This is a genomic window from Nostoc sp., from assembly GCF_036917615.1.
Lineage (GTDB): Bacteria > Cyanobacteriota > Cyanobacteriia > Cyanobacteriales > Nostocaceae > Nostoc.
Genome location: NZ_JBALCZ010000081.1, coordinates 38,498 through 51,661, shown reverse-complemented (window position 1 = coordinate 51,661; position 13,164 = coordinate 38,498). Strand labels below are relative to the sequence as shown.

Annotated in this window: 9 protein-coding genes; 4 read left to right on the top strand and 5 right to left on the bottom strand. The window is 42.3% G+C overall.

What is annotated here, in order from left to right:
• Window positions 1-92: 92 nt before the first annotated feature.
• The 3 genes from ilvB to V7K85_RS29600 form a co-directional block, all read right to left on the bottom strand.
• A complete protein-coding gene (gene ilvB / locus V7K85_RS29610) occupies window positions 93-2,006 on the bottom strand; it encodes a biosynthetic-type acetolactate synthase large subunit (protein WP_334819185.1) in 1,914 nt (637 codons plus the stop codon).
• A gap of 132 nt (window positions 2,007-2,138) precedes the next feature.
• The gene (locus V7K85_RS29605; RefSeq protein WP_334819183.1) at window positions 2,139-3,401 is read right to left on the bottom strand and encodes an MFS transporter; all 1,263 of its coding nucleotides are present in this window, start codon (window positions 3,399-3,401) and stop codon (window positions 2,139-2,141) included.
• A gap of 119 nt (window positions 3,402-3,520) precedes the next feature.
• The gene (locus tag V7K85_RS29600; protein WP_334819181.1) at window positions 3,521-4,093 is read right to left on the bottom strand and encodes a hypothetical protein; all 573 of its coding nucleotides are present in this window, start codon (window positions 4,091-4,093) and stop codon (window positions 3,521-3,523) included.
• A 624-nt stretch (window positions 4,094-4,717) separates the two neighbouring features.
• Between V7K85_RS29600 and V7K85_RS29595 the strand changes: the two genes are divergently transcribed.
• Entirely contained in the window at window positions 4,718-5,833 is a 1,116-nt protein-coding gene (locus tag V7K85_RS29595) for a ferrochelatase (protein ID WP_334819179.1), read from the top strand.
• A gap of 1,155 nt (window positions 5,834-6,988) precedes the next feature.
• Here V7K85_RS29595 and V7K85_RS29590 read toward each other — a convergent pair.
• Window positions 6,989-7,534: an NADPH-dependent FMN reductase gene (locus V7K85_RS29590; RefSeq protein WP_334819177.1), complete on the bottom strand. Its 546-nt coding sequence runs from the start codon at window positions 7,532-7,534 to the stop codon at window positions 6,989-6,991.
• Window positions 7,535-7,971: 437 nt separating this feature from the next.
• On the opposite strand from V7K85_RS29590, the gene ftsH reads away from it, so the two are divergent.
• Complete coding sequence (ftsH, locus tag V7K85_RS29585) at window positions 7,972-9,897, top strand: ATP-dependent zinc metalloprotease FtsH (protein WP_334819175.1); 1,926 nt, start codon at window positions 7,972-7,974, stop codon at window positions 9,895-9,897.
• An 859-nt stretch (window positions 9,898-10,756) separates the two neighbouring features.
• On the opposite strand, the gene V7K85_RS29580 is transcribed toward ftsH, so the two are convergent.
• Window positions 10,757-11,137: a hypothetical protein gene (locus V7K85_RS29580; protein WP_334819173.1), complete on the bottom strand. Its 381-nt coding sequence runs from the start codon at window positions 11,135-11,137 to the stop codon at window positions 10,757-10,759.
• 547 nt (window positions 11,138-11,684) lie between these two features.
• Here V7K85_RS29580 and V7K85_RS29575 point away from each other — a divergent pair.
• Complete coding sequence (locus V7K85_RS29575; protein WP_334819171.1) at window positions 11,685-11,858, top strand: hypothetical protein; 174 nt, start codon at window positions 11,685-11,687, stop codon at window positions 11,856-11,858.
• Window positions 11,859-12,076: 218 nt separating this feature from the next.
• Window positions 12,077-13,153, top strand: coding sequence for a cellulase family glycosylhydrolase (locus V7K85_RS29570; protein WP_334819168.1), 1,077 nt, complete (start codon window positions 12,077-12,079; stop codon window positions 13,151-13,153).
• The last annotated feature ends 11 nt before the right edge of the window (window positions 13,154-13,164 follow it).

The window sequence follows — 13,164 nt, the reverse complement described above, 5'->3', positions numbered from 1 at the left end:
AATTTATTTGCTCTTAAACCCTTGATTGCTGACGAATTCCAGCATCTTTCTCCCCTATTCCGCGGCTTCTCTGGTCAGATTATCAAAAAGCGTTACAACTTTGTCCCACACTCAGCGCAGAAGTTGTGGGTGGGAGCATTTTTCGCACTACAGTGGCTACAATAAACTGGCTCTGCTGCTGCTTTCGGCGGTTGCTTCTGCAAGCCGACCATTTGAGCGTTGCTCTTGCCAGGAACTACCATTGGATAGCAGTTTTCGTCTCTGGTGACGTGGATATTCAAGATCACTGGGCCTTTGTGTGCTAGCATTTCGGCGATTGCATCTTTTAATTGACTGCGATCGCTGATTACCATGCCCTTAATCCCATAGGCTTTTGCCAATAACTCTACGTCTGGCATCCCTACTTCCATGTTTGAGCATGAGTAACGCTCACCATAGAACGCTTGCTGCCACTGGCGCACCATCCCTTGCCAGCCGTTATTGATAATTATTGTCTTGACATTTATTCCATACTGTGCAAGTGTACCAAGTTCCTGTAAACACATTTGGAAACTGGCATCGCCGCTAATACAGATAACTTCTTCATCAGGAAACGCCACTTTAGCGCCCATTGCCGCAGGTAAGCCAAAACCCATCGTTCCCAAACCAGCACTAGAAATCCAGCGCCTTGGCCCGTTCTTGAGGAATTGTGCTGCCCACATTTGATGTTGTCCCACATCTGTGGTGTAGTAAGCCTGGGGTGCTTGGTTACTGACTTCTACGATCACTTCTTGGGGGGAAATGCTGTCGGGATGGTGCGGCACTATTAGAGGATACTCTTCGCGCCAACGGTTAACTAGATTCAGCCACTCTTGGTTTTGATTAGGTGTAGCCTTGACGCCTGCTTCTTTGCATCGACGCAATAAGTCTACCAACACATTCCGCACATCGCCGACGATGGGCACTTCAGGAACGCGGTTTTTGCCGACTTCTGCTGGATCGATGTCGATGTGAATTACTTTAGCGCGGGAGGCGAATTCGTCTAACTTACCTGTCACGCGATCATCAAATCTGGCACCAACACAAATTAGCAAGTCACAATCACTAACGGCGAAGTTAGCGTAAGCTGTGCCGTGCATCCCCAACATTCCCAAAGCTAGGGGATGATGTTCGTCAAAGGCACCGATCCCCATTAAGGTTGTGGTGACAGGGATATTGAATAATTCAGCCAGTTCTTTTACTTCTTCATGGGCACCAGCTGCGATCGCACCACCACCGACATACAATAGCGGACGGCGACTTTCTGTAATCAACTGGATCGCGGCATTAATTTGCCGGGGATTTCCCTTCACCGTGGGACGATAACCGCGTAACTTCACTGAACCTGGTTTTACAGGTATGTAGTCAAATTCTTCTAAAGCTACATCTTTGGGGACATCAATCAAAACTGGTCCCGGACGCCCAGTGCTAGCGATGTGGAACGCTTCGGCGACAATTCGCGCCATATCTTTGGGGTCACGCACTACATAGGAGTGCTTCACGATTGGTAGCGTAATCCCGTAAATATCAGTTTCCTGAAAGGCATCTGTACCAATCGACGGACGTGCTACCTGTCCTGTAACCACAATCATCGGGATCGAATCCATGTAGGCTGTGGCGATCCCGGTTACCAAGTTAGTTGCTCCTGGGCCTGAAGTGCCAAAGCATACTCCTACCTTCCCTGTGGCACGGGCATAACCATCGGCTGCGTGGGCTGCGCCTTGTTCGTGTCTCACGAGGATGTGCTTAATAACACCAGTCGCTTCCACCTTATACAGGTCGTCGTAAATTGGCAGAATTGCCCCACCAGGATAACCAAAAATATAATCAACGCCGTGGCGGTGAAGGCTGTCAAGTAGAGCAAAACCGCCAGATGCACGTTTGGGCACGACTGGCAGGTTAGAAGTACGAGACTGTTTGTGATTCTCGATTTGTGGGAGACTAATTTGGGAAGCCGATTCTCCTACGGAGACACTTTGTGAACGCACGGTCAAACCTCAGACTATAGCTAAAATTAATGCTGAATTCTGTAGTTAAGATTTCATTTTAATTGAAAACTTCAATCAAAATCTTATAAATTTTTATATTAAATATAAAGCTAGACTATTAGCCTACATTAATTAAATTACGTCTTGCAAGACTTTGCGGCTATTTTTCCAAGCCCAAACACCGACAACTACGACAACAATACTCATTCCTACAAGCACAAATCTCAAGCCCAGAGCATCAGTTAATGGCCCAGTAATCGCCAGAGGTAACGCCAGAGCGATGTTGACGGCATGATTTTGAAAGCCAAATACTTTACCGTGCATGGTAGGTGGTGTTTGCTGTTGAATTAAAGTTTGCATGGGCACACCAATTAAGGCAGCACCTACACCCAAAAATGCACATAGTCCTAGCGCCAGCAATAAGTTGTGTGTAAAAGTGAACACTCCTAAAACTAGTGAAATCATCAAAAATCCCATTAAAGGTAGGGGCTTATGATGCAATTTATCACCCCAGTGACCTAAAATTGCTGCTCCAAATACCATACCTACCCCTGCCGCTGCCAAGAAAAAGCCAAACTGTTTTTCTTTGAGACCAAACTCTGCGGCTAATCGAATCGTCAGCACTGTTAAGGCTGCAAACACACAATATAAAGTTGTCAGTTGCAACATGGCATTCAAGATCAAAGGGTTTTTCTTGAGATAGCGCAGGCTGTCGGTAAATTCAGCCCAAGGGTTATTTGATGTCCGCTGTTCCTTCGGTCGTTTGGGTTCTTTAAACCTAACTGGCTGGATAATAGCACCCGATAATATGTATAATCCACCAACCACAAGCTCTTGACCGTATTCTTCTCCCATCAAGCTTTTCGCCAAACTCAAAATCGGCTCTCCGATAGCAAAGCCAACAATTAATGCTCCCATCATCGTGCTGCTAAACAGCGCATTGGCTGCCAACAAATTCTCTCGCTTCACCAATAAGGGAATGGCTGCTTGTTCAGCTGGTGCAAAAAACTGCGTTACCGTGGAAATGGCAAAAGTCAGGATTAACAGAATCAGGAACTCTCGTGGTAACAAGGGAAGACACAGCGTTAATATTCCCCGCACGACATCTGAGCCGACCAGAATCAGCTTTTTTGGTAAGCGGTCAACAAAGATACCACCAGCAGAACCAAATAAAATTGCTGGTATTGTAAACGACAGCATCAATGTTGAATACATAGAGTTTCGTGCCAACCCACGAAGCGGTGGGTAGTTCTCCAGCAGAGCAATCAGCAAAACGAAGAAGACTTTATCTGCTAACTGGGACAGCAGTTGCCCAATCCACAGGAGCATAAAACCACGGTTTTTTAGCAGTGCGCCAAACCCGTTATTAACAGCAGTTGGTTCAGTTGGAAACATTTAGATACTTTGCTTTGGGTAGATGGGGGGTGGGGAGTGGGGAGTGGGGAGTTGGGAAACTAATGACAAATGACTCACTCCTCACTCCTAACTCCTGTTTACTTACTCTATTGTCCGGATTAATTTGCTTCATAGCGCTTTAACAGCATAAGCAAAAACTCAGATGCTGTGAGATGACCTTTGGGTGGAAAAATCCCAATGGATGAATCTAACCACCAGCCTTGTACAGTTTGGGGCGATTGCCACATGGACAAATGATCAACTGCTGGCTGTGCATAAAAGTTATTTTGCCCACTACCTAGCAAACAGGAACTCCAATGGGTGAAATAATCATGGCTGATCCGATGAATAGGGAAATTACCTTGTAGTGGTACTCCCCATCCATCTATAGCAATAAACGCTTTCACACGACCACCCAAGAGTTGCCATAAATGTGCCGCCCCTATTGCCCCAACTACGCCAGCACTAAAGCTAATAAATATAATTGGCGATTTTAGCTGATTGCCCAAGCGATCGCGCAAAAACTGTAAGAGATGAAATGCTGATAGAACCAAAACATCTTTACCCGGATAAATCAGTATATTTGCGGAATTATAGGCGATCGCGCCATTAGAAACTAAATCTAACAATCCTACTCTAAAGCTTTCAGTTAAGTTTGACTCATGAATTCCAGGGCAAATAATTATACTCATCTGTCTGTTATGAAAATTATGTATTGGAAGATAAATCTTTCTGCCTGCACAGTCAGACATAACCCTCTTCTGTCACTCTCCGGAAGGGTGATCGCTAGAAGCCTCATGAGGCAATCAATACAAGCTATACTATTAGAAAAAAATTGGTCTTGTATTTGTTATTAGAAAATAATCGCGCGATGGCTACGGCGCGGCGAAGCCATCGCTTGCTATATAAAAGCTCTAGAATCCAGAAATGGCAAGTGTTTTCGGAGAGTGACAGAAGAGGGTTATATTGTCATATCCTCTACTGCTTGTGCTTGCTCATGCCAGCAGGTAGTTTTTGAAATTCCCGGAAAATCATCAATCGCCATGATATCTGCCGACTGCCGCCCTATTTCAGGCAAGCTGAGGGTGCGTGAGCGTATCGCCTCATAGCCCTATTCCAGCGATACATACAGATGGCGCATTGATTCAATTTTCCATGCCCAATCCCTACGAAAGTCTTACTTTTGATGTATTATTTTGATTTCCCCACCTATCCTATCCCCCTGGATGGGATAATAAGTTAGTAGTAGGGAAAATGTGCAAGCTATTCCCTAATTTTATATCTCTCTGCACTCTGGTTATATTGAGGAACTCATTGTGGTTGCCACGCCGGAAAAAGTACAACACACCCACGAGCATCTATCAGGTAAAGACCGTGTAGCCGTACTGCTTATGGGCTACGGCGAAGTCGAAAGCTACGAAGATTTCGCCAACTATAACGAACAGGCTTTAAATCTACTGACAGCAAAATTCGCACCAGTACCAACCTGGATTTATCCCCCCCTAGCAAAACTTTTAGCGCTATTTGACCGCCATGAGTGGGCACACACACACCACGATTTTATCTCCCCACACAATGCCATTTTTGAACAGCAACGGGCTGGTATCGAAAAGCATATACAAGAAAAATGGGGTGAGAATGTTCAAGTTTTCAAGGCTTTCAACTTCTGCGCCCCTTTCCTACCCAATCAAGTCCTGGCAGAAATCAAAAACCAAGGCTTCGATAAGCTGCTAATCTACCCACTGCTGGTTGTTGATTCTATCTTTACTAGTGGGATTGCAATCGAGCAAGTTAACAACGCTCTTGTTGAGTTGACTGATGGTGAAGAACACTGGGTTAAAGCACAGCGCTACATTCCTTCTTTCTTCAATGAACCAGCCTACATAGATTTAATGGCTCATCTAGTTGAAGAGAAAATTACCGCTGATTTAGCCGCAGCTTACCTACCTTCTCAAATCGGCATTGTGCTAATGAACCACGGCTGTCCCCACAAAGCCAAAGGATTTACTTCTGGGATTACCGAAAGTCAAGCGCTGTACGATTTGGTTCGGGATAAGTTGATTAACCGCTATCCCTTAATCTCGGTGGGTTGGCTCAATCACGATACACCCTTAATTGATTGGACACAGCCAAACGCCGAGCAAGCAGCAAATAACCTAATTCAATTAGGTGCAAAAGTGGTCATTTTTATGCCAATTGGCTTTGCCACAGAAAACCACGAAACTTTATTGGATGTCCACCATATCATCCATGCTTTGGAAAAACAGCATCCTGGTACGAACTACGTGCAAATGGCTTGCGTCAACGACCATCCAGAATTTTTGGCTATGGCGGGCCAATGGGCTGATGCTCATATTGCAGAGCTGTTGTCACAAAGTTTGGTAGTTAATCCCCAACTAGCTGGGGATCACCATCACCACCATCATCATTAAGTAAAGTTTGAGTTTAGGAGGGTGGGCATAGCTTTGCCTACCCTAAATTTTATAGTGTACTCAATTAACACTCCTACGCTTTCAAGCGTGGAGTTTTTTGATTGAAACTAAGCTTTCTCTGTGCCTGTTACTTAAGCTTGAATTTCTCTATGCCGCACTGTACTAATATACAATTATTTTTTTAATTTATTTTCTAAGCAAAATTACGATATTACTTACGCATATTCACTGAAATTGCAAGCTCTTGACCATAGCAGGAGCAGAATTTTTAAGTAACATTACATATTGAAAACTGAAACGCAATTTTAACTTTTTATTGATCAGAGCAACAAGCTTTGCAAAATATTTGGCTGGAAGTTTTGAAAGAGCAAGACTTGACCGATTATCTCCGTGTGGGCGAACGATTAAAAAGTAATCGTTGAATTTGAATCACTCAAAAACAAATTACCTCAGTATTGTTACTTATAAATTTCTCAAAATTCTTGTAATTATCCTGTAGTTTCTAACGGTTACAACTAGATAGAAAATTCATATCTTTAAAGCATGTTTGAAAAAACATAAAGTTTACTAAATGCTTATCTGCATTAATACTGTCGTGTCTGACTGTGAGGGGATTCTATATTTTTCCGAGGAGTCAAGCATACGATTACCTTAGGCTGTTTCGGAAAAAGTGAGACATACCTTTATTTTGGGCGAAGGTATTGTTAAAAAGATACTTTTTCAAACTTTTTTTAGGTAGATATTTGCAGGATAGACGTGAGGTAATTAGTTATAGGACTTACGCACTGTACAAATTGATTATTATGTGCGTTACAAAAATATTTAGTTTCAGACTTTTCTCAATCATCCTTTGAGCAGTCTGATGACATCAAGCCCGATTAATTCCTTATGATATATCATTGCGTTGGCGTAAGCCTTCTCGTGGGGTACGCAACGGAGTAGTCAGAACAATTTTTACAAGTTTGCTACCTTCTAAAATTCCCCAAAGTATAAATATCTAGTCTCAGAAGGCAGGAGACAGAAGGAATATTGCTTATAAATTAAGCTTTTTAACTTTTTTCAACTAGATAGTTATTTCTGTGATGCACTAGCTTTAATTGACTCACCATTACCATCATTGAGTTTGGGGTAGGCAAAGCTTTGCCCACCCCACAACTAATTTACACCCCGTAGCTTGCGAGTATTATCAACTAAACTCTGAGCAAATTGATCAAATCTTTGAGAGAGTTTCTCATCTACTAGCTTGTTTTCAGGACTGAAAGCACCCCAAGCTTGTCCGATCGCAATTTGTTCGGGAATCACCCAACCATGTACCCAACGAATAATTAACCGTAGGTCATTTAAAGCATTACTATTAGACTGACCACCCAAGACACTAATTAGTCCTGTGACTTTATCAGACAGTTGGTCAAAACTCATCAAATCTAAGGTATTTTTCAGGACACCACTAACCCCACCATGATACTCAGGTGTCGCTAAAATCAACCCATCGGCGCCACTTACTGTATCTTGCAAGCGCTGAACATCTGGATATTCTGGATACTCCTTTGCTCCTGTACAAAACGGTAGCTGCAACTGCCGTAAATCGAGAATTTCTACCTCTGCACCCACAGCTTCAACCCTTTGCACTGCTACTTCTAAAGCAAGCTGGGTATAGGAGTTGGGTCTTAAACTACCACCAATGCCAACAATTTTCACCATAATTAACCTACAAACTATTAACTAGCTACTATCACCAAATTTATTTAAAGCGGAATCGTTATGACTATGTTTATTTTAGCGATTTGTGTCGGAATGTGTCAAATTAAAATTTACTGGAAGGATTGGGGATGAGGGAGTGAGGGAAGAAAGAACAACACTTGCTACCCTGGGGGAAGGCTAAGAGCTAACAAGCTGGGGAACTCTCCAACGCAGTGGCTCCCCAATCTCCGGTCTTAACAGATCACATGACTGGATAAATCTAGATAACGATCTAGGTTGCTCAACTTCATGCAATAGCCGCAAGAAACTTGGGAATGGTTTTGTGTGGAAGTTAGACTAGATAAGAAAAGTGTAATTTCCAGTTATTACAATTTTGAAGAGAAAAATAGGCATAAAACCATAACTCAACTTGTGCCAGCAGACAAAGGGTAATTATTATGACAAATTTGGGAAAAAAAGCATTGAAAAAAGGGCAGTCGTCAAAGCGGGTTGCTTGGGTTGATGCGTTGGCGTTCGCAAAGCGTCTCGTAGAGAAGCCCGCCGTAGGCATCGCTGCTAGTTTGATTATGTTGCCAGGAATTTTCGTGAGTACTCCCGTTTTGGCACAAAAAGCAGAGAGCGCCTCTCTAAATTATGGTGACTTGATTAAGAAAATAAAGGCGGGAGAAGTCGAAAAAGTAGATATTGACGAAAGTGAACAGATAGCAAGGGTTTCTCTCAAGGGGCAAAAGGATAATGCCCAACAGGTGAGACTTCTGGGACAAAACACAGAGTTGATTAACATACTCAAAGAGAAGAATGTTGATTTTGGCGAAGTTTCCTCTGCTAACAGTCGGGCTGCTGTTGGGCTGTTGATCAATCTTATGTGGATTTTGCCACTGATGGCTTTAATGCTATTGTTCCTCCGTCGCTCTACTAATGCTTCTAGCCAAGCGATGAATTTCGGCAAATCCAGAGCTCGCTTCCAAATGGAGGCAAAAACTGGAGTTAGATTTGAAGATGTAGCCGGGGTTGAAGAAGCTAAAGAAGAACTTGAAGAAGTTGTTACTTTCCTTAAACAGCCAGAAAGATTTACCGCTGTAGGCGCACGTATTCCTAAAGGAGTGCTGTTAATTGGCCCCCCTGGTACAGGTAAAACTCTACTAGCAAAAGCGATCGCAGGTGAAGCAGGTGTCCCATTCTTCAGTATTTCTGGTTCAGAATTTGTGGAAATGTTCGTTGGCGTGGGTGCATCTCGTGTGCGTGACCTCTTCAAAAAAGCCAAAGATAATGCTCCTTGCCTAATATTTATCGATGAAATAGATGCAGTAGGTAGGCAACGGGGCGCTGGTATCGGTGGCGGTAACGACGAGCGCGAACAAACCCTCAACCAACTGCTCACCGAAATGGATGGTTTTGAAGGTAACACAGGCATCATCATTATTGCTGCCACTAACCGCCCAGATGTTCTCGATGCAGCACTGCTCAGACCCGGACGCTTTGACAGACAAGTGATGGTGGATGCACCGGATCTCAAAGGGCGACTGGATATTTTGAAAGTCCACGCGCGGAATAAAAAAATTGATCCTAGCGTATCATTAGAAGCGATCGCTCGCCGCACTCCTGGTTTTACTGGCGCAGACTTAGCCAACTTACTCAACGAAGCTGCCATTCTCACTGCTAGGAGGCGCAAAGAAGCTGTCACCCTTTTAGAAATTGATGCTGCTGTAGATCGAGTCGTTGCAGGTATGGAAGGTACCGCCTTAGTAGACAGCAAGAGCAAGCGCTTGATTGCCTATCATGAAGTTGGACATGCTTTAGTGGGCACATTGCTCAAAGACCATGATCCTGTGCAGAAAGTTACATTAATTCCACGGGGACAAGCACTAGGATTAACTTGGTTTACTCCTAACGAAGAACAGGGGTTAATTTCGCGTTCCCAACTCAGAGCCAGGATTACTGCTACTTTGGGTGGTCGCGCCGCCGAGGAAATTGTTTTTGGTAAGCCAGAAGTGACCACAGGTGCAAGCAATGACTTGCAACAGGTGACAGGGATGGCGCGGCAGATGGTGACACGCTTCGGGATGTCAGAGTTAGGCCCATTGTCCTTGGAAAATCAGAGTGGAGAGGTATTTTTAGGACGCGATTGGATGAATAAATCAGACTATTCTGAGGAAATTGCCGCCAAAATTGATTCGCAGGTGCGCGAAATTGTTAACAATTCCTATATCAAGGCAAAAGAACTGTTGCAACTCAACCGCATAGTTTTGGAGCGTTTAGTAGATTTGCTAACGGAACAGGAGACTATTGAAGGTGATTTATTCCGCAAAATTGTTGCTGATAATGCCCAGGTAGCCGATGCGAAATTGGCTGTACCTCATTAGAAAAAAGGCTTTTAGCCATTTTGCTTAATTCTTTATTTACCGAGTCGATTACGCGAACGGTGAGTTATATCATGTCCGGCTAATTAGTTATGATTCTCATAATCATTGCACCCCAAAGAGCCAAAGCTACGCTTTGTCTCCCCTAAAAGCAAGCTCTTAGGGCATTAAGGGGAGCCAGTGGGTTGGGCGGCTCTGCCGACTTGTACTCCTACGGAGAAGCAAGCTACGCGCAGCGTCTCCCTTAGGAGAAGCACCTGGCGTGTGGGGTTCTTGGGGTTTAATAAGTAATCAAGCGGACATGATATTACTTAAATCAAATAATTTCTTTCACTATCGGGAAATGACTGAGGACAAGTTGTAGTAACAAGTAGAAACTAAATCAGGAACCAAAACCTCTGGGAACTCCAGAGGTTTTTTCTTCAAACTACGCTTTTATTGGACTTTGGACAAAAAAAAGATTTATTCGTGTGTCATTTACAGGAATAAATCGAAATGATTAATTTTGTTTATATTTTTCCGCCGATTTTATCAAATCGGCTGACTATAGCGTCAATTAACAACCTCCGTTGTGCAGCGTTACACGATTGAGCCATTACGTGCAATTAGTGACTATATATATTGATGTAACGTGATCGCTTTTTTGGCATTGAGCCGACAATCGTGTAATTTGGGTTAGTTTGTACGGAGTAGAGCATATACTCTGAACAAACAAGCCTGCCTGATGTAAGAAAAGCTCTTAAGCGACGGCTCTTTTATAAAGGCTTGCAATCACTTCTAGTAAAGCTTTCCAGCAGCCAGTCCTACTCCCCTTCAATGACGGGCCTTCAAGTATAGTGTTCATTTTATCTAGAGTTTTGAGCTACGCAGCTTTGAAATCAATCCACTGCTTGTAATCACGACCAGCACAAAGAAGTTCCTCATAATCTTGCTGTATCACTGACCAATCGCAATACCCTTGTTCAACATCGTCAAGGTCAAAATAAATCTGATAAATGCATTTTTGGAAGTCGTCTGAGAGTTCGTTATGCTCATTAATTAAGAAATACAGGTTGCTAAATAACTGACTGTGTTCCGGTTGTGCGAATCGACCATTATCAGGTAAAACAATTGGATAAACTACACCCAATTTTGCAATTAACAATCTGAAGGAAACTTCCAAATCTCTTTCACCTGGAATACAATCGAGCAGGTAAATAACGTCTAATAGATGTTTATCTTGGCTTGTAGATAACTCAATCATCCAGTCTGCGGGATGGTCGCTTTCTTCGAGAAGTAGGTTGTGGGCATTTTACAGCATAATAAATATTGTTGAATTTCAAAATTTGAAAATCCTATTTTTTGTCTCTAAACTGTCATCAACTATGCCAACCCCTTATTGCTCCGTTGATTGAAGACATATAGACAGGCTTGAAAACCCTTGTACAGACTGGGTTATAATTTCAGGACAAGTCTAATGTCATAAAAAGTCAGTTACACACCAGACTACTGTTAACTGTAACCGCTAACACTTAATTAAAGAAGTAGTTGTACACAACTACATTTAACTGTAATATCAGCTAATAGGGAACAAGGAACAGTTAATATAAAATAGTTTTAGCTTACTTTACATGACTGATTAAATGCTCTATTGAACTCCTGACATTTTCTGGCTCGACAGCCATAAACTACGGTGCATAATTCAAAGGTATTGGGGCTACCGACCATTAGAGGATTTTACCAAAGTACACAGACTTGGCTTAATTCAAGGGCATTGGGGCATCGAAAATCGACTGCATTGGGTTCGAGATGTGACATTCCAAGAAGACTTTCCACCACGACGTGGTGGCAATGCTCCTGTGAATTGGTCTATCTTACACAACTTTTTCATTACGAACGCCCGCAACCTCTGTTTCAGAACTATTCTTCAAGCACAACGTGCCCTCTCCAACCAACTGCACAAAGTTTTTTCTTTCTTTGTATGAAACTACCCTGCCCTCCTCGCTTGCTCTTAGGGGGTTGGGGGTGGGGTTCTTGTACCTCACTTAACCGATAACCGCTATAAAAGTAGTGGTAAATATGTAGGGACACCATAGTAGGGGCGAGTTTATATAATTCTTGATTCCCCTGAATCAATTGATGATAAAACTCGCCCATAACCAACAATAAATCAACAATCATTATTAAATTATTTGGGATTTTTATGAAACGTCGCCAGCTGATAATTAACACAGGAATGGTTTGTGTTAGCGGTTTATTATTTACTACATTACCATCACTAGTGAAGGCTCAAAATAAAAAATCTACCTTCTATACTGAAGGTCGATATCTTTATAATAGATTTGGTGAAAACGTAATTCTTAATGGAATAAATTTACCCATTTTGGATGACTGGAATTTTCCTCAAGAAGATAAGTTAGCAGAACTAGAAAAAACGGGAGCTAATGCGGTCAGAATTCAATGGTACAAAGATTATGGTCAACCTAATCGTCCTAGTTATTCGATTTCTGACTTGGATAATGTTCTCACTCGCTGTCGTCAAAGTCAAATTATTCCCATAGTCATGTTAGCTGATTCGACCTGTAATAGCGATCCACAGTTTTTAAATACCCAGTTAATTCCTTGGTGGACGCAGAATGATGTGCTGAAGGTACTTAAAAAACATGAATCCTATCTAATTATTAATCTAGCCAGTGAATTGGGAGTTTATCGGTGGACAGATAATCAACAAGCTGCTTTAAATAGTTTCAAGAATGCTTATAAAAGTGCGATTAGCAGTATTCGCCAATACTTACACCTACCAATTATGATTGACGCACCAGATTGTGGTACGTCAATCGAAGTTTTTCCCTTAATTGGACAAGAATTAATTGATTATGATCCCGATCATAATCTCTTATTTAGTGGTCATGCCTATTGGTCTGGCTATGATGGGATACCATATATTGACACCATAATTAATGCTAATCTCCCCCTCGTTTTTGGTGAAATTGCTAATAAGCAAGATGAAGATATTAATGGTGCAACTGAATATTGTTATTACGATCTAGATGGGACTACAGAAAATCACCCACCTCTCATAAATTTTGCCTATCAAACTTTATTAACAATTCTCCAACAGAAACAAATTGGTTGGATGGCTTGGTGTTGGTATAAAGATAATTGTACGAATCGTCAAATGACATTAAATGGCGATTTTGATGACCTAACACCCTATGGAAATGATTTAGTAAACAATCCGATTTATGGTTTAAAAGTGATTGCTAAAAAATCGCGGTAAAGTCTCAATAC

Bases quoted from the DNA above. Each gene is read 5' to 3' on its own strand.
- V7K85_RS29605 (WP_334819183.1), bottom strand. From the start codon at position 3,401: ATGTTTCCAACTGAACCAACTGCTGTTAATAACGGGTTTGGCGCACTG.
- V7K85_RS29600 (WP_334819181.1), bottom strand. From the start codon at position 4,093: ATGAGTATAATTATTTGCCCTGGAATTCATGAGTCAAACTTAACTGAA.
- V7K85_RS29590 (WP_334819177.1), bottom strand. From the start codon at position 7,534: ATGGTGAAAATTGTTGGCATTGGTGGTAGTTTAAGACCCAACTCCTAT.
- ftsH (WP_334819175.1), top strand. From the start codon at position 7,972: ATGACAAATTTGGGAAAAAAAGCATTGAAAAAAGGGCAGTCGTCAAAG.
- V7K85_RS29580 (WP_334819173.1), bottom strand. From the start codon at position 11,137: ATGATTGAGTTATCTACAAGCCAAGATAAACATCTATTAGACGTTATT.
- V7K85_RS29570 (WP_334819168.1), top strand. From the start codon at position 12,077: ATGAAACGTCGCCAGCTGATAATTAACACAGGAATGGTTTGTGTTAGC.